The organism is Amycolatopsis sp. NPDC114503, assembly GCF_055633655.1.
Genome location: NZ_JBVKDT010000005.1, coordinates 446,020 through 461,799 on the forward strand (window position 1 = coordinate 446,020; position 15,780 = coordinate 461,799).

14 protein-coding genes are annotated in these 15,780 nt (G+C 69.5%); 11 read left to right on the plus strand and 3 right to left on the minus strand.

The window, feature by feature from the left end:
* Positions 1-214: 214 nt before the first annotated feature.
* Complete coding sequence (gene rmuC / locus ACZ7OI_RS23845; RefSeq protein ID WP_470266381.1) at positions 215-1,129, plus strand: DNA recombination protein RmuC; 915 nt, start codon at positions 215-217, stop codon at positions 1,127-1,129.
* A gap of 1,147 nt (positions 1,130-2,276) precedes the next feature.
* Entirely contained in the window at positions 2,277-3,167 is an 891-nt protein-coding gene (locus ACZ7OI_RS23850) for a DUF6542 domain-containing protein (RefSeq protein WP_470266382.1), read from the plus strand.
* 317 nt (positions 3,168-3,484) lie between these two features.
* On the opposite strand, the gene ACZ7OI_RS23855 is transcribed toward ACZ7OI_RS23850, so the two are convergent.
* Complete coding sequence (locus ACZ7OI_RS23855) at positions 3,485-4,495, minus strand: 4-hydroxy-3-methylbut-2-enyl diphosphate reductase (protein WP_378400887.1); 1,011 nt, start codon at positions 4,493-4,495, stop codon at positions 3,485-3,487.
* Positions 4,496-4,645: 150 nt separating this feature from the next.
* On the opposite strand from ACZ7OI_RS23855, the gene ACZ7OI_RS23860 reads away from it, so the two are divergent.
* The 6 genes from ACZ7OI_RS23860 (at position 4,646) to ACZ7OI_RS23885 (ending at position 9,135) form a co-directional block, all read left to right on the plus strand.
* Entirely contained in the window at positions 4,646-5,278 is a 633-nt protein-coding gene (locus tag ACZ7OI_RS23860; RefSeq protein WP_470266383.1) for a lipid droplet-associated protein, read from the plus strand.
* The gene (xseA, locus tag ACZ7OI_RS23865; RefSeq protein ID WP_116202707.1) at positions 5,275-6,540 is read left to right on the plus strand and encodes an exodeoxyribonuclease VII large subunit; all 1,266 of its coding nucleotides are present in this window, start codon (positions 5,275-5,277) and stop codon (positions 6,538-6,540) included. The genes ACZ7OI_RS23860 and xseA overlap by 4 nt, the downstream gene beginning before the upstream one ends.
* The gene (locus ACZ7OI_RS23870; protein WP_470266674.1) at positions 6,540-6,995 is read left to right on the plus strand and encodes a hypothetical protein; all 456 of its coding nucleotides are present in this window, start codon (positions 6,540-6,542) and stop codon (positions 6,993-6,995) included. Before xseA ends, ACZ7OI_RS23870 begins: the two co-directional genes overlap by 1 nt.
* Complete coding sequence (locus ACZ7OI_RS23875; protein WP_470266384.1) at positions 6,992-7,216, plus strand: exodeoxyribonuclease VII small subunit; 225 nt, start codon at positions 6,992-6,994, stop codon at positions 7,214-7,216. Before ACZ7OI_RS23870 ends, ACZ7OI_RS23875 begins: the two co-directional genes overlap by 4 nt.
* 89 nt (positions 7,217-7,305) lie before the next feature.
* Positions 7,306-8,364, plus strand: coding sequence for a class II fructose-bisphosphatase (gene glpX, locus ACZ7OI_RS23880; RefSeq protein ID WP_378400880.1), 1,059 nt, complete (start codon positions 7,306-7,308; stop codon positions 8,362-8,364).
* Positions 8,365-8,382: 18 nt separating this feature from the next.
* Positions 8,383-9,135: a S1 family peptidase gene (locus ACZ7OI_RS23885; protein ID WP_470266385.1), complete on the plus strand. Its 753-nt coding sequence runs from the start codon at positions 8,383-8,385 to the stop codon at positions 9,133-9,135.
* Between the two features lies 1 nt (position 9,136).
* Here ACZ7OI_RS23885 and ACZ7OI_RS23890 read toward each other — a convergent pair whose 3' ends face one another.
* Positions 9,137-10,108: an NAD(P)/FAD-dependent oxidoreductase gene (locus ACZ7OI_RS23890; protein ID WP_470266386.1), complete on the minus strand. Its 972-nt coding sequence runs from the start codon at positions 10,106-10,108 to the stop codon at positions 9,137-9,139.
* Between the two features lie 112 nt (positions 10,109-10,220).
* Here ACZ7OI_RS23890 and ACZ7OI_RS23895 point away from each other — a divergent pair, with 112 nt between their 5' ends.
* Positions 10,221-11,618 carry a class II fumarate hydratase gene (locus tag ACZ7OI_RS23895; RefSeq protein WP_470266387.1) on the plus strand — a complete coding sequence of 466 codons (1,398 nt, stop codon included), beginning with the start codon at positions 10,221-10,223 and terminating at the stop codon, positions 11,616-11,618.
* A 3-nt stretch (positions 11,619-11,621) separates the two neighbouring features.
* On the opposite strand, the gene ACZ7OI_RS23900 is transcribed toward ACZ7OI_RS23895, so the two are convergent.
* Positions 11,622-12,521, minus strand: a complete 900-nt coding sequence (locus ACZ7OI_RS23900) for a DMT family transporter (protein WP_470266388.1) — start codon at positions 12,519-12,521, stop codon at positions 11,622-11,624.
* Positions 12,522-12,608: 87 nt separating this feature from the next.
* Between ACZ7OI_RS23900 and pdxR the strand changes: the two genes are divergently transcribed.
* Together pdxR and ACZ7OI_RS23910 are read left to right on the plus strand one after the other, a co-directional pair.
* Positions 12,609-13,970 (plus strand): MocR-like pyridoxine biosynthesis transcription factor PdxR, encoded by a 1,362-nt coding sequence (pdxR, locus tag ACZ7OI_RS23905; RefSeq protein WP_470266389.1) that lies wholly within the window; start codon positions 12,609-12,611, stop codon positions 13,968-13,970.
* Positions 13,971-14,060: 90 nt separating this feature from the next.
* Positions 14,061-15,740: a PstS family phosphate ABC transporter substrate-binding protein gene (locus tag ACZ7OI_RS23910; RefSeq protein ID WP_470266390.1), complete on the plus strand. Its 1,680-nt coding sequence runs from the start codon at positions 14,061-14,063 to the stop codon at positions 15,738-15,740.
* Positions 15,741-15,780 lie beyond the last annotated feature (40 nt).

Sequence of the window (15,780 nt, forward strand, 5' to 3'; positions counted from 1 at the left end):
AGCAGACCCCGACGAAATCCCGTAGGCACGCCGTGGCCCCACTCGAACGTGTGTACGAAGCCGATCAGGTCCACTAGGGACACGCCCAGCACCGAATCTGCAAAGTCGCAGGTCAGCTACGCAGCGCGACCATGCGTGCCGGTTTTTGTCGGTGTGGTCCGCCATGATGTCTCGCGTCCGGACACCCGCCGGACCCGACGGAAAGGAGGACCGGGTGGAGACGGTGATCACCACTGCGGCCATCGTGCTCGCGTTGCTCCTGTGCGTCGCGGTCGTCGTGCTTTGGCGGCTGTACAACGACGGAATGCGCCGGGCCGACGCGGCCGCGCGGCTCGTGGCGGCGGAGCGCGCGAAAGGCGACCAGCAGCAGCTCGCGCTGCGCCGGTACGAGGTGGCATTCGCGTCGATCCACGGCCGCGGCGAACTCGGCGAACAGGTGCTCGTGGAGACCGCGCGCGCACTCGGACTGCGGGAGGGACTGCACTTCACCCTGCAGACCGATCTGGGCGGCGGCGGAAGCGCGAAACCTGACCTGGTGCTGAATGTCGGCGGCGGCCGGGCAGTGCCGGTCGACGCGAAGGCGAGCATGGCCATCTGGGCGGAGGCGGTCGAGACCGACGATCCGGAAGAACGGCTCGACGCGCTGCGCGTCCACGTCCGGCAGCTGCGCTCCCGCGCGGCGGAGCTGGCGGGCAAGGGCTACCAGCGCTGGGCGGACGCGATCTACGGCACCGTCATGTTCGTCCCGTCCGACGCGGCCGTGGTCGCCGCCCTCGACACCGATCCCGAACTGCTGCGCTGGCTGATCGACCGCCGCGTATTCCTGTGCGGCCCCACGGGATTCGGGGTGCTCGCGTCGGCGGCGCTGTTCGCCGCCAGCGACCGGGCGCTCGTCGAGGACGTCGAGCAAGTGCGCGCGGGTGCCGCCGCCGCACATCGGGCCGCGGGCAATGCGGTCGAAGCGCTGAATCTGTCCACAACGCACCTTCAGCGCTTTGTCTCCGCCCGCCGTCGGGAACTCGAGGCACTGGAGTCTTTCCGCGCGACGGTCGCGCCGCTCACCGACGCGTCAGGCAGTCCGGCACCGGTGCCGCAGCTTCGGAAGGGAGACGAGGTGACAGCTGGTTGAGGTCGCGGCGCGATGGCCGCGGGCTCGACAGTCGCGATCGGACGATCGGCGGCATGCTCTCGCGGGACGGATCCGGCGGCGTTGACTGAGGACCGCAGGGCGAGGGACTGAGACGCGCGGAACACGGGCTGGGGCTTGAAGGCTGGCGATGCTGCTGGGCGAGGCGAGGTCTTGGCCAGCGGTCCGGCGGCTCGACATCAGGCGGGTTGCCTGGCGGGCACGAGCCTCGGCAGCGCTCCGGTGGGGTGTCGTTCGGCGGTGCCCCGGTGGGATGTCTCTCGGCAGCACTCCGATGGGATGTCCCTCGGCAGCACTCCAGTGGGATGTCCCTCGGCAGCGTTCCGATGGTGAGTGCCCCCTCGGCCGCGCCGATCCGACGGCGCTATCCGGCGGAGCCAGCCCTCGGCAGCGCTCCGGTGGGTGTTCCTCGGCCGCGCGGGTTCGGCGGCGCTATCCGGCGGGAATGAGCCTGCCGGTGAGGCCAGCTGAGCGTCCCGGGTCTGCCCTACTCTGGGCGTTGCCGTGAGCGGTAGCCATCGCGGTGGCGGGTCCGCAGTCGGCCGGGTCGCCGTCGCGGTGACCGGTGATCCGCGATCGCAGGCCTGCAGCCGAGGCGATGGCTTGGTCCGCGTGGTCATGGCCTGCCGCTGTCGACGGCTCGCCGCGGCTCCCGGCTGGGCGCTGCGACCCCTGTCAGGCCGGCGAGCTCCGGAGTCCGGATTGCCCAGAACGACTGGCGAAGTCCAGGTTGGACACTGCCGTCGCGGCGAGAGAAAGGGCAGGGTTCCGGCGTCGCGCGGGCAGGATCCGGATGCTCAGGCGGTTCGCGGGAACGTCAATTCCCGGTCAAGTTCCAGAACGGCGAATGTTCCGGAACGGAACCGGCGACGCCGCCGTTGCCGTGGTCAGCCGGTGGCATAGCCTGGGGCCAGCGCAGGGCCGGGAATCGGGCAGTCAGACCATACCGTCGGTATCACCGCTGGTCAGAGGTCTGGTCCACTGGTTCCCCGTCCGGCGGAGCGGGGCGGGCAGGCCGTACCGCGAGTACCGCTCGACCGAACGAAATGTCATGCGGTCGAGTGGCTGCTTCGTGCTGTCCTCGGCAGTGCCAACAAGATCGTGACAAGTACGGGCTACGGTGTGCCTCGTGACCGCGATACGCGATCGCCAGAGCGATCCCGATGCCGATGACGCCCCCGTGCCGTGGGACGAGCGTCTCGTCGTCGGCACGAGGCGCGGCCTGCCCTGGTGGGCGGCTGTGCTCGTGGGCTTCGGCTTGGCAGTGCTCGGCGCCATCATCGACGAGAAGTCCACCGGCAGCCTCGGTTTTGTTTTCAAGGCGGGCTACTTCCTCGGGGCCGTGATCGCGGTCGGCGCGGTGCAAAGACGCGGGCTGTTCGGTCCGATGGTGCAGCCGCCGCTGGTGCTCGCCGTCACCGTGCCGGGCGTGGTGTTGCTGACCGGCGGGGGTCCGGAGGCCAGCGACACGCTGTCGAAGCTGCTCAACATCGGCACCCCGCTGATCAAGGGCTTCCCGACGATGGCGGTCACCACCGGCGTCACGTTGCTGTTCGGCTTCTTCCGGATCTACCGCGAACGCGACCCGGACGCGCCCGTCAAGATCAAGGACGGCAAGCTGCCGCGCACTCGGGACGAGGACGACGACAAAGCCGCGAACCGTCCGCGCTCGCGGCCGCCCGCCGGACGTACCGGGCAGACGCCGCCTCCGGGCAACCGTCGCCGGCCGCCGCGCGATCTCGACGCTCCGCCGCCGCGCCGTCCGCGTCCGCCCGCTGATCCGGGTGCCCGTCCTCGGCGCGATCCGATGGACCCGAACGCTCCGCGCGGTGGCCGCAAGCCGCCGCCGGAGGGGCGTCGTCCTCGGCCGCCGGAAGGGGATCCGCGCCGTCGTGATCCGCGGGGTGACGCACCGCCGCCGCGTCGTCGACCGCGTGGAGACGAGCCGCCGCCTGGGCGTCCGCGTCCTCCTCGCCGGGAACCGCCGCGCCGCCAGCGTCCTTGGGACGACGAGGGCTGACCCAGCGCGGAATCCTCGCGTCAGGCATGGTCTCGGTCAGAAAGCACAGACAGACGAAAAGGCCGCCGATCCCTTAGCCGGGATCGGCGGCCTTTTCGTTGTGGTGCAAAGAAATCAGGTCGGTAGCTTCGCGGGTCTCGACGGCTTCTCGGTGCAGCGGCCAGACTTCCTCACGGCTTCACGGCACAGCGGCCGGGCTTCCTCGCCGCGCCAAGCTCTCATCGCGCCAAGCTCTCGCCGCGCCAAGCTCTCGTCGCGGCAGACTCTCGCCGCGGCAGGCCCCGACGAGAAACGAGCGACGAGACCCCAGGCCCCGGTCAGGACTCCGACTTAACAGCCTTCCGAAGCTCCTTGGGCAACGCGAACGCGATCTTCTCGTTGGCCGTCGTCACCTCGTCCACCTGCCCGTACCCGCGCTCGGCGAGCCACTTCAGCAGGTCCATCACCAGCACGTCCGGCACGGAGGCCCCCGACGTGACCCCGACCGTCGACACGCCCTCCAGCCACGACTCGTCGACCTCCGACGCGAAGTCGATCAGGTGAGACGCCGACGCACCGGCCTTCAGCGCGACCTCCACCAGCCGCTTCGAGTTCGACGAGTTCTTCGAGCCGACGACCAGCACCAGATCGCACTCCGGGGCCATCGCCTTGACCGCGACCTGGCGGTTGGTGGTGGCATAACAAATGTCGTCGCTGGGCGGGTCGGCCAACGTCGGGAAGCGGTCGCGCAACTGGTCGACGCGTTCCATCGTCTCGTCTACCGACAGCGTGGTCTGCGACAGCCAGATCACCTTCGACGGGTCGCGCACGTCGACCTTGTCGACGTCTTCGGGCTTGTCGACCAGCTGCACCTTGTCCGGCGCCTCGCCCGCCGTGCCCTCGACCTCCTCGTGGCCCTCGTGGCCGATCAGCAGGATGTCGTAGTCGTCCTTGGCGAACCGGTTGACCTCTTTGTGCACCTTGGTGACCAGCGGGCAGGTCGCGTCGATGGTGCGCAGGTTCCGTTCCTCGGCTTCGGCGTGTACCGCGGGCGAGACGCCGTGTGCGGAGAACACCACGAGCGCGCCCTCGGGCACCTCGGACGTCTCCTCGACGAAAATCACGCCGCGTTCGCGCAGGGTCTCGACGACGTGCCGGTTGTGCACGATTTCCTTGCGCACGTACACCGGCGGCCCGTACAGCTCGAGCGCCTTCTCGACGGCGACGACCGCGCGGTCAACACCGGCGCAGTACCCGCGCGGCTTCGCGAGCAGCACGCGTTTGGCGGCGCCGGACCGGGAGATCGTCGGGGTACCGGCGGGTTCGGTTCCGGGACTCGCAGAAGTCATGCCTCCAGGGTACGGGCAGTGCTGAACCGGGGTCGAAGTCCTCGTTCGGATGATGACGGCGGCCATTCAGGCTGTGCCGGGCGTCACGTCCGGCGCCCCTGGCCACCCGTTCGGTTGGGCAGGACGGCCCTGATACGGCACGCTGGACCCATGAAGCCACTCCCGCTCCCCCTCCGGGTCGCCGCGGGCCTCGCCGTCACCACCGCCGAGCGGGTTCGTGAGCTCCCGAAGCAGCTCACCGGCCTGCCGGTCACCGTCGTGAGCCAGGTACTGCAGCTGTCCATGCGCATCCAGCAGCAGGTCACCGAGCTGGCCATCAAGGGCGACGACGCGTTGTCGATGCTGCGTCCCGTCGAGGACACGCCCAGCTGGGCGACGTTCGACGAGGACGCCGAGCCCGAATTCGCCCCGTCCCGGCCGACCCTCGTGCCGGTCGACGACCTGCCCGAGCCGCGCACCAACGGCCACCGCGCGCAGCCGCCGGACCTCGCCGCGGAAAACATCGACGACCCGTGGGTCGAGGAGACCCGCGCGCTCGCCGAGGAGCATTCCGAGGGCGAGAACGACAGCTCCGGCCCGGCTGGCCTGGGCAATTACGACGAGCTGACGCTGCCGCAGCTGCGCGCTCGGCTGCGCCGGTTGACCGTGCCCCAGCTGGAAGAACTGCTGGAGTACGAGAAGGCCAACGCCGACCGCGCGTCGTTCGTCGGCATGCTCGCGCGGCGGATCGGCAACGCGCGCAAGGCCGAGGAACAGCCGGGCGACCCCGCGGAAGGCCAGTGAGCAACGACCCCGCGACCAGCGCGGAGAACCCCTGGCCGGTCCGAACTGTCGCGCGCAAGATCGGCGACTGGGTCCACCGGCTCGGTGACGTCTGGGTCGAAGGCCAGGTCACGCAGATGAACGCGCGGCCGGGCACACAGACCGCGTTCCTGACCCTGCGCGATCCGTCCGCGGACGTCTCGATGTCCGTCACCTGTCCGATGTGGCTGGTGCGCGAATTGCCCACGCCGCTGCGCGAAGGCGATCGAGTGGTCATCCACGCGAAGCCGTCGTTCTTCTTCGGCCGCGGCACGTTAAGCCTGCGCGCGGACCAGATCCGCGCGGTCGGCATCGGCGAACTGCTCGCGCGGATCGAACGGCTCCGCAAGCTGCTGGCCGCGGAAGGCATGTTCGCCCGCGAACGGAAACGCCCGATTCCTTTTCTGCCCAAGGGAATTGGGTTGATCACCGGACGCGCGTCGGCGGCCGAGCGGGACGTGCTGGCCAACGCGCAGGCACGCTGGCCGCATGTGTTGTTCAAGGTGCTGAACACCGCCGTGCAGGGCACACAGGCGGTTCCGCAAATCCTCCGCGCACTGTCCATTTTGGACAAAGACCCGGACGTCGACGTGATCGTCATCGCCCGAGGCGGCGGCAGCGTCGAGGATTTGCTGCCGTTCTCCGACGAAGCGTTGTGCCGGGCGGTCGCGGCCGCGGGCACGCCGATCGTCAGCGCCATCGGCCACGAGCCGGACACTCCGCTGCTCGACCATGTCGCCGACCTGCGCTGTTCCACCCCGACCGACGCGAGCAAGCGCATCGTGCCGGACGTCCGCGAGGAAACCGCGCGGGTGCGGCAGATGCGCGACCGCGGCCGTCGGGCGCTGCACGGCTGGGTCGACCGGGAGACGCGTCTGCTGACCCAGCTGCGCAGCCGGCCGTCGCTGGCCGATCCGCTGGGTCCGATCGAACGCCGCCTCAGCGACGTCGAGATGCACCGCGAACGCGGCCGTCGCGCGATGCTCGGCCTGCTCGCCAAGGACCAGGCCGAGGTCGCGAACGCGCGGGGCAAGCTGGCCGCGCTCGGCCCGGCGGCCACGATGGCGCGCGGATACGCCGTCGTCCAGTTCACCGATTCCGCAGGCAACCTCCACGTGCTCCGCTCCGTCTCCCAGATCGAGGACGGAGCGCAGCTGCGCGTACGGGTCGCCGACGGGGCGGTCCAGGCGGTGGCCGAATCCGTCGAGCCGACGACACCCGTACCGGAAGGAGACCGGCCGTGATGCACCGGGCCCCGGCGTTCCTCCCGCTCACGGTGGACGCCGCCGCCCGGCTCAACGCCGGTCTCCTGCTGCGGCAGGCCCTGGTCACCGACCGGGCCGCCGACGAATGCTGGACAGCGCTGCTCGCCGGCTGCGGCACTGCGGCTCGGCGAGGGCTTGCTCCGCAGCTCAGGCGGCTGTCCGAGGCGACGTCCGAGCACGTCGGCGTCCGGTGGTGGTTCGCCGAAGGAACCGGGCATCGGCGACGGGTGGCGAGCGCGCAGGAGAACCTCGAGGACGCCATCGCGGACGGTGACGGGCAGGAGTTCGCGCTGGCTTTCGTCGGATACGACCACGCGATGGCGAGTGCCGTGGTCGCTTGCCCGCAGCGGGCCCAACCCGGTTCCCCGGGAATGTCGGCCGAGCGCGGTAGTCTGCGCGAACAGCCCCGTGCACCACAAGGTCGGAGAACGTGAGCGAAGCAGACACCGCCGGACTCGGTTACGAGCAGGCCCGCGATCAGCTCGTCGAGGTCGTGAAGGAACTGGAAGCCGGCGGGCTCTCCTTGGAACAGTCGCTCGAACTCTGGGAAAAGGGCGAGCAGCTCGCCAAGGTGTGCGAACGGCATCTGGAAGGCGCCCGCGAGCGGATCGAGGCCGCGCTGGCCTCGGTGGAGACCGACGACGACACACAGTGACGTGCACCATGCGTTGCTGAATCGGTCAGGTGGTCTAGGGATCTGACAGACTGGGCACCCGCTGACGAACCGTGTTCCGGGAGGCCACCATGACCACCGCCAGTGACCGCAGCCGACGCGAAGCGCCTGATCGCAACCTCGCCATGGAACTGGTGCGGGTGACCGAGGCAGCCGCGATGGCCGCCGGCCGCTGGGTCGGCCGAGGCGACAAGATCGGCGGCGACGGGGCTGCCGTCGACGCGATGCGCCAGCTCGTCTCCACCGTCTCGATGCGCGGCGTCGTCGTCATCGGCGAGGGCGAGAAGGACGAAGCGCCGATGCTGTTCAACGGCGAAGAAGTCGGCAACGGCGACGGCCCGGACTGCGACGTCGCGGTCGACCCGGTCGACGGCACCACGCTCATGGCGAAGGGCATGCCGAACGCGCTGGCCGTGCTCGCGGTCGCCGAGCGCGGCGCGATGTTCGACCCCTCCGCGGTGTTCTACATGGAGAAGCTGGCCGTCGGCCCGGACGCGGCGGGCAAGGTGGACATCTCCGCCCCGGTCGCGGAGAACATCCGGCGCGTGGCGAAGGCGAAGAACTCCAGCGTCAGCGACGTGACGGTCTGCATCCTCGACCGGCCGCGCCACGATCAGCTGGTCAAGGAGGTCCGCGAGGCGGGAGCCCGGATCCGGTTCATCTCGGACGGCGACGTCGCGGGCGCGATCGCCGCGGCCCGGCCGACCACCGGCGTCGACATGCTGCTCGGCATCGGCGGCACGCCCGAGGGCATCATCGCCGCGTGCGCGATGAAGTGCCTCGGCGGCGAACTGCAGGGCAGGCTGTGGCCGAAGGACGACGCGGAGCGCGAGAAGGCGCTCGCCGCAGGCCACGACCTCGACCGGATCCTGCTCAACGACGACCTGGTCACCGGCGACAACGTGTTCTTCTGCGCCACCGGCGTCACCGACGGCGACCTGCTGCGCGGCGTCCACTATCGGGCGGGCGGCGCGACGACGCAGTCGATCGTCATGCGGTCCAAGTCCGGGACGGTCAGAATGATCGACGGCTACCACCGGCTCGAGAAGCTCCGGGCGTACTCGTCCGTCAACTTCGACGGCAACCTCGACCTCGACGAGGACGAGCGCGCGGTGCCTCCGCTTCCCTGATCTGCCAAGGAGTTCCCGGTGTCGAAACGGCTGTTCGCGCTGGCGCTGACTGTCCTCGCCGGCGTCGCGCTCAACACCGGGAGCTCGACGGCGGCGCCTTCGATCGTCGGCGGAACCGACGCGGACCAGCCGTACCCGTTCGCGGTGTCCCTGCACACCTCGGGCGGCGCGCTGTTCTGCGGCGGTTCGCTGATCACGCCGACCTGGGTGGTCACCGCGGCGCACTGCCTGTCCGCGAAGGACCCGGCGACGATCGGCTTGCGCGTCGGCAGCAACGACGCCGATCAGGGCGGGGAAACGCCGAAGGCGGCGGAGTTCGTGCTGCACCCGCATTTCAACGCCGACACGCAAACCGGCGACGTCGGCCTGATCCGGTTGACTGCACCGGTGAAGGCCGCGCCGATCGCGATCGGAGGCTCGGCCGCGCCGGGCACGAAGGTCCGGGTAATCGGCTGGGGCCAGACGTGCGCGACACCGAATTGCGGGCCGGTCGCGAAGTCGCTGCGCCAGCTCGACACGCAATTGGCGCCGGGCGCGAAATGCACTTCGACGTTCGACGGAACGTCCGAACTGTGCACGGAAAGCCCTGGCGGATCCGGCTCGTGCTACGGCGATTCCGGCGGGCCGGAACTGATCCGCGACGGTGATCGATGGGTGCTGGCGGGGATGGTCAGCCGTCCGGGAAACCGCTCGTCGACGTGCGGATCTGCTCCGTCGATCGCTACGTCGGCGGTGGCGTATCAGCCTTGGCTCGCGGAGAAAACCGGCTGAGTCACTCGACGTTGCTCGAATGCCCCGGGAACAAATGCGCCTCCGGATTCAACGCCACCGCGATATTGTTCACCGCCGTAGCCGCCTCGCCGAACCCCGTCGCGATCAGCTTCACCTTTCCCGGATACGCCGCCACATCCCCCGCCGCATAAACGCGCGGCCGCGCCGTCGCCATCGTCGAATCCACCGAAATCGCCCGGTGATCGATTTCCAACCCCCAGCTCTCAATCGGTCCCAAATCCGCAGTGAACCCCAGCGCGGCAACCACCGCGTCCGCACGCAGTTGTTCTTCCGCACCGCCCTTCACGGTCACGTCGACTGCCGTCAGCGACCCGTCCGGAGCCTCGACGAACCGGGACACCTCCGCATCGGTCACCAACCGCACGCCCAGCTCCCGCACCTGCCGCACAATCGACTCCGCGGCCCGGAACTTCGCGCGGCGGTGCACGAGCGTCACGCTCGCCGCAACCGGATGCAGCGCCAGGCACCAGTCGAACGCCGAATCCCCGCCGCCGACCACGACCACGTGCTGGCCCTCGTGGGCCGCGAGCGACGGGACGAAATGGACCATCCCGCGGCCCAGCCAGCCGTCTCCGGCGGGCAGCGGACGCGGCGTGAACTCGCCGATGCCCGCGGTGATCAGGACCGCTCCTGCGCGCAGCACGTCGCCACCGTCCAGAGTCAGTTCCAGGCCGCCCTCGACGCTCTCCAGCTTCTCCGCTTTACGGCCGAGCAGATAGTCCGGCTTCCACGGCGCGACCTGGTCCACCAGGCCCTGCACCAGATCCCGGCCGCGAACCGCGGCGAACCCGCCGACGTCGTAGATCATCTTCTCCGGATACATCGCGGTGACCTGGCCGCCCGGTTCGGGCAGCGAATCGACGACGGCCATCGAGAGGCCGCGGAATCCCGCGTAGTAGGCGGCGAAGAGGCCGGTGGGACCGGCTCCGATGACGACGAGGTCGTAATCCATGAGGCTCGCTCCATGCCAGTGGTGGGTGGCGGTGATCGAGAACACAACCGAGCGTACCGGGGTGGGCGACAACACCCGGCCGGTTGCGCGAATCGGGGCCAGAATCGGGGGTATGGCTGAACAGGAATACCGGATCGAACACGACACGATGGGTGAGGTCCGCGTCCCGGTCGACGCGCTCTACCGCGCGCAGACGCAGCGTGCCGTCGAGAACTTCCCCATCTCCGGCCGCGGTCTCGAGCGCGCCCAGATCCGCGCGCTGGGCCTGTTGAAGGCCGCCGCCGCCCGCGTGAACGCGCGTCTTGGCGTCCTGGACGCCGACGTCGCCGACGCGATCGCCAAGGCCGCCGACGAGGTCGCCGAGGGCAAGCACGACGAGCACTTCCCGATCGACGTCTTCCAGACCGGTTCGGGCACGTCGTCCAACATGAACGCGAACGAGGTCATCGCGACGCTGGCCACCCGCGCGCTCGGCCGCGACGTGCATCCGAACGACCACGTCAACGCGTCGCAGTCCTCGAACGACACCTTCCCGACGACGATCCACGTCGCCGCCACCGAGGCCGTCCTCACCGACGTCGTCCCGGCGCTGGAGCACCTCGCCGGCGCGATCGAGGCACGAGCCGAGGAGTGGAACGACGTCGTCAAGTCCGGCCGCACGCACCTGATGGACGCCGTGCCGATCACGCTCGGCCAGGAAGCGGGCGCGTGGGCCGCGCAGATCCGGTTCGGCATCGAGCGGCTGCAGTCCGGCCTGCCGCGGCTGGGCGAACTGCCGATCGGCGGCACCGCGGTCGGCTCCGGCCTGAATGCGCCCGAAGGCTTCGGCGCGGCAGTGTCGGCCGAACTGGCGCAGATCACCGGATTGCCGCTCGCCGAGGCACGCAACCACTTCGAGGCGCAGGCGACGCAGGACAGCGTGGTCGAGACCTCCGGGCACCTGCGCACGGTCGCGGTGTCGCTGAACAAGATCGCGAACGACCTGCGCTGGCTGGGTTCCGGTCCGCGCACCGGGCTGGCCGAGCTGGCGTTGCCGGACCTCCAGCCGGGTTCGTCGATCATGCCGGGCAAGGTCAACCCGGTCATCCCGGAGGCGACGCTGCAGGTCGTCGCGCAGGTCGTCGGCAACGACGCGGCGGTCGCGTTCGCCGGTGCGGCGGGCAACTTCCAGCTCAACGTGAACCTGCCGGTCATCGCGCGCAACGTGCTCGAATCGGCACGGCTGCTCGCGGCCGTCTCGCGGCTGTTGGCGGACAAGGTGTTCGCCGGCGTCACCGCGAACGCCGAGCGCGCGAGGCAGTACGCCGAGGGGTCGCCGTCGATCGTCACGCCGCTCAACAAGTACATCGGCTACGAGGAAGCGGCCGCGGTGGCGAAGCAGGCGCTCAAGGAGCTCAAGACGATCCGCGAGGTCGTGCTGGAGCGCGGGTACGTCCGCGACGGCAAGCTCACCGAAGCGCAGCTCGACGAGGCCCTCGACGTGCTGCGGATGGCACGCGGCGGCAAGTAGCTCTCAGCCGACCGCAGCGGCTCGTTCGGACACTTCCGGGCGAGCCGCTTCGCGTTTCCACAGTCCACATGCGACTCCCGCGGCGACAAGGGTGACGCCAGCCAAGTCCTTCAGCTCGAACTGTTGCGCGCCGATCAACACCGCGACAGCCAATCCGGACACCGGCATCAGCCCGATCAGCACGCCCGCCCGATCCGCGCCCAGCCCCACGACGCAGCTGTACCAGAGCACGAACGCCACCGCGGTCACCACGACGGCCAGCAACAGCAACGCGACGAGCTCGCGCGTGTTCGGCCACCGCCACGCTCCAGCCGGATCGACCACCGTCCCGACCACGGCACCGCTTGCGGCAGCAGTGAAACAGCCCCACGTGGAGGTGCCCAACGGCCCGAGCCGGCGCAGCAACCCGACCGCGAGCAGGGTGAACGACGCTTCGCACAGCATCGCCAGCGCGGCCAGCAACAGCCCTGGCGCGGAAGCGGATCCGCCGCCGGACAGCACCACGATGCCGAGCCCGGCCAGTACCGACCCGACGACCGGAGCGGCGGACGGACGGCGACCGTCGAGCATCGGCGCGATCAGCGCGAGTACGAGCGGACTGGCTCCGAGAAACGCCGCTACCGCGCTGGGTTCCGCGTAGCGCTGAGCCAGCAGCAGACAGGCCTGAAAGCCGATCATCCCGGTCGCGGCGAGGCCGAGCAGCGTCGGCAGATCGCCGAGTTTCGGCCGCGGCAGCGGGCTGCGCGTGACCTTCGCCCAGCCCAGCAGCAGAAGGCCGCCGAGCGCGTACCGCAACGCCTGCCCGGTGATCACCGGATATCCGTCCAGCATGCCGGTGACCGGCACCGATCCGCCGACCAGCACCGCGCCGGCCACCCCTGAAAGCACCATCGACCGTTTCACGCCGCTCAGTCTTCAGCGGAGAGTGGTCTATTCAGAAGGACCACTCGATACTGGCATAACTGGACCACTTGGCCGTAGTGTCGGACCGTGGAAACCATCCGCGAACTGCTGCTGCCCGCCGCTGCCGGCGGACGTCGGGGCCGCGCCGTCGAGGCCGCATTGCGCGACGCGATCCGCACCGGACGACTGACTGTCGGCACCCGGCTGCCGTCGAGCCGCGATCTCGCGCGCCAGCTCGGGGTCGCCCGCGGCACGGTCACCGCGCTGTACGAGCAGCTCACCGCCGAGGGCTATCTGCTGAGCAAACACGGCTCAGGCACCCGGGTCGCGCCGATCGACGATCCTGCGCCAAATCCTCGGGTCAGTGCGGCGAAATCGCCGACCTGGGAGTTCGACCTGCGCCCTGGGCTGCCTGCGCTGTCGGCCTTCCCGAGGGCCGAATGGCTTGCCGCCGAACGAGAAGCCCTGAACGCGACGCCCGATCTCGGCCTCGGCTACCCCGATCCGACCGGACATCCGGCGTTGCGCGCGGAACTGGCCGCCTACCTCGGGCGGGTCCGCGCACTGCCGACGAATCCGGACGACATCGTGATCACCAGCGGAGCCGCGGAAGCGTTGTCCCTGCTGGCCGACGCGTTGCCGGACCAGCGCATCGCCGTCGAAGACCCGAGCCACCACGGCCAAGCGACCCTGCTGCGCGACCACGGGCTGCGGCCGATCGGGATTCCCGTCGACGACAAAGGCATCAACGTCGATGCACTGTCCACTTCAGACTGTTCAGTCGTGCTGGTGACCGCCGCGCACCAGTTTCCGCTCGGCGTCGCGTTGCATCCGGAACGCCGCCGGCAACTGCTGTCCTGGGCGGCGGAGACCGGCGGGCTCATCCTGGAAGACGACTACGACGCCGAACATCGCTACGACCGTCCCGCGCTGGGCGCGATGCGCGCGCTCGCGCCCGATCACGTCGCCTACATCGGCAGCGTCAGCAAAGTTCTCGCGCCAGCGTTGCGGATCGGCTGGCTCATTCCGCCGCGACGCCTGCGCGACGCCGTGGCCCGAGTCAAGGAAATGCACGACCTCGGCTGCCCGCCGCTCCCGCAAGCCGCGCTCGCGCATCTGATCGCCACCGGCGGCTACGACCGGCATCTGCGTCGCACCCGACGCCTGTACCGCGCTCGTCGTGACGCGCTTATCGAAGCCATAACGCAGCACCTTCCGCGGTGGCAGCCGATCGGGATCGCCGCCGGACTGCACCTGGTCGTCCGCCTCCCGGACGGCACCGATGACGTACAGCTCCAGGAAAAACTCGCCGCGGCGGGCGTGCACGCCCCTGCCTTGTCGACTTATTCCCATACCGCGGCGGGATATCCGGGCCTCGTGCTCGGGTACGCCGCGCTCCCGCCGGACCGGCTCCGCGCCGCCGTCGAGCGGATAGCATCGGCCGGTTGAACCGCCGGTGAACACCTGGTGCACCGGGGAAGGGTCCCGCGGCTGACGCTTAGTGTGGACTGTCTCGGGAGCGGGGACAGGGGGATCACCGTGAGCTTCGGAGAAATAGTGCGCACACTCGCCGACGTGCTCACGTCCAGCCGCGGCCTCGTGCCGATCGCCGTCGTCGCGGGCGCGACCATCCTCGCGCCGATCATCGACCGCTACGTCATCCGCCGCAGGCGCGTCATCTACCGGGAACTCTACAACTCCAAAATCGGCCTCAATCCCGTGACGCTCAGCGACTCGGACAACGGTGCGGTGCAAGCGGATCCGGAACTCGTGCGCACCGTGCAGCTGCTGGAACCGCTCAGCGTGGTCGTGATCCGCATCCGCAACACCGGCAGCTTCGACATCGACCCGGGCGACTGGGAACACCCGCTGCAGTTCACCTTCGGGCGGAGGGTGGTCTGGGACGCGCGCGTGTCCGATGCCAAGGACGGTTTGCGTGAAGTGGTCCGGAACGGACTTGAATTCTTTACTCATGATCAGCCTACGCCCGATCCCGGAACCGCGCGACTGTCCGGAGTGCGGGCCTTGCTGCCGCAGCGATTGTCCGCTCTGCTGCGGCAAACCGACGCACCGGTTGCGGCGGCCCCGCAATGGCACGGCGTCCGCCTCGAGCAGCTTTCGTTGAAGCGGCGGGAAAAGTTCAAGCTCGTCGTCGTGCTGCGCGAGCCGGACGACTGGCGAGGCGGGCCGCTGTCCAAGGAGCTGGAGGTCACCGGACGGCTCAGCGGAGGACGGATCAAAGACGAACGCAAACAGCGCTGGCTGTCGTGGCCGGTGGTGACGGGAGGCATCGGAGTACTGCTGACCGGGGCGTTGCTGAGCATGCTCCTCGTCGCGGTGTCGCGCGGGTCCGAACCCGGCTGCGGCAAAGGATCCCTTGCGGTGCACGGATCCAGCGCGTTCGCGCGCATCATGACCAGCGTCGCGGCCGAGTACCAGAGACTGTGTCCCGACGCGACGATCACGACGCAGGCGGCCGGAAGCGTGTCCGCGGTGCGCGAATTGGGACCGTTGCCCGCAGAACAAAAGGACAGCTTGGCCGTACTGTCCGACGGCAAGGCCTCCGACGCCGGACCGGATCTGGTCACGCAGCCGGTCGCGGTGCTCGTGTACAGCCTGGTAGTGAACAAATCCGTCGGTGTCGACCACCTGAGCGGCGAGCAGATCCGTGGTGTCTTCAGCGGGAAATACACCAACTGGTCGCAATTGCGCGAGGGCCCGTCGATTCCGATCCGGGTCGTCGGCCGCGGGCAGGAATCGGGCACGCGCAAGACTTTCGAGGAGAAAATACTGGGCACCGCCGAGCCGGGATTGTCGTCGGACGACTGCCGGACGCCGACCCGCGACCCGCACGCCGCGGTGGTGCGCTGCGAACGCGGCACGACCGACGAGCTGCTGCGCGCCGTCGGCGACACCCCCGGCGCGATCGGCTACGCGGACGTCCCGGCGGCCAAGATCGCCGCGGCGGGAGGGCGGGTCGCCATGGCGAAACTCGACGACCGCTACCCCGACGTGACCAGCATCGACGCCGGTTATCGCTTCTGGACGGTGGAGTACTTCTACACCAAGGGCGTGCCGGAGAACGATTCGCTGCTGAAGCAGTTCATCGACTACCTGCGCAGCAGCACGGCGCGGGCGGAACTGCAGGACGCAGGGTACACGCCGTGCGTGACAAAACAGGGGCTGCTGGACCAGTACTGCACTCGTCCGGATGCCTGACCAGCTCTTTTTCACCCGGTCGAGGCTGGGGCGGGAGTTT

Bases quoted from the DNA above. Each gene is read 5' to 3' on its own strand.
- ACZ7OI_RS23870 (WP_470266674.1), top strand. From the start codon at position 6,540: ATGCACCGGGCCCCGGCGTTCCTCCCGCTCACGGTGGACGCCGCCGCC.
- ACZ7OI_RS23895 (WP_470266387.1), top strand. From the start codon at position 10,221: ATGGCTGAACAGGAATACCGGATCGAACACGACACGATGGGTGAGGTC.
- ACZ7OI_RS23855 (WP_378400887.1), bottom strand. From the start codon at position 4,495: ATGACTTCTGCGAGTCCCGGAACCGAACCCGCCGGTACCCCGACGATC.
- glpX (WP_378400880.1), top strand. From the start codon at position 7,306: ATGACCACCGCCAGTGACCGCAGCCGACGCGAAGCGCCTGATCGCAAC.
- ACZ7OI_RS23860 (WP_470266383.1), top strand. From the start codon at position 4,646: ATGAAGCCACTCCCGCTCCCCCTCCGGGTCGCCGCGGGCCTCGCCGTC.
- ACZ7OI_RS23890 (WP_470266386.1), bottom strand. From the start codon at position 10,108: ATGGATTACGACCTCGTCGTCATCGGAGCCGGTCCCACCGGCCTCTTC.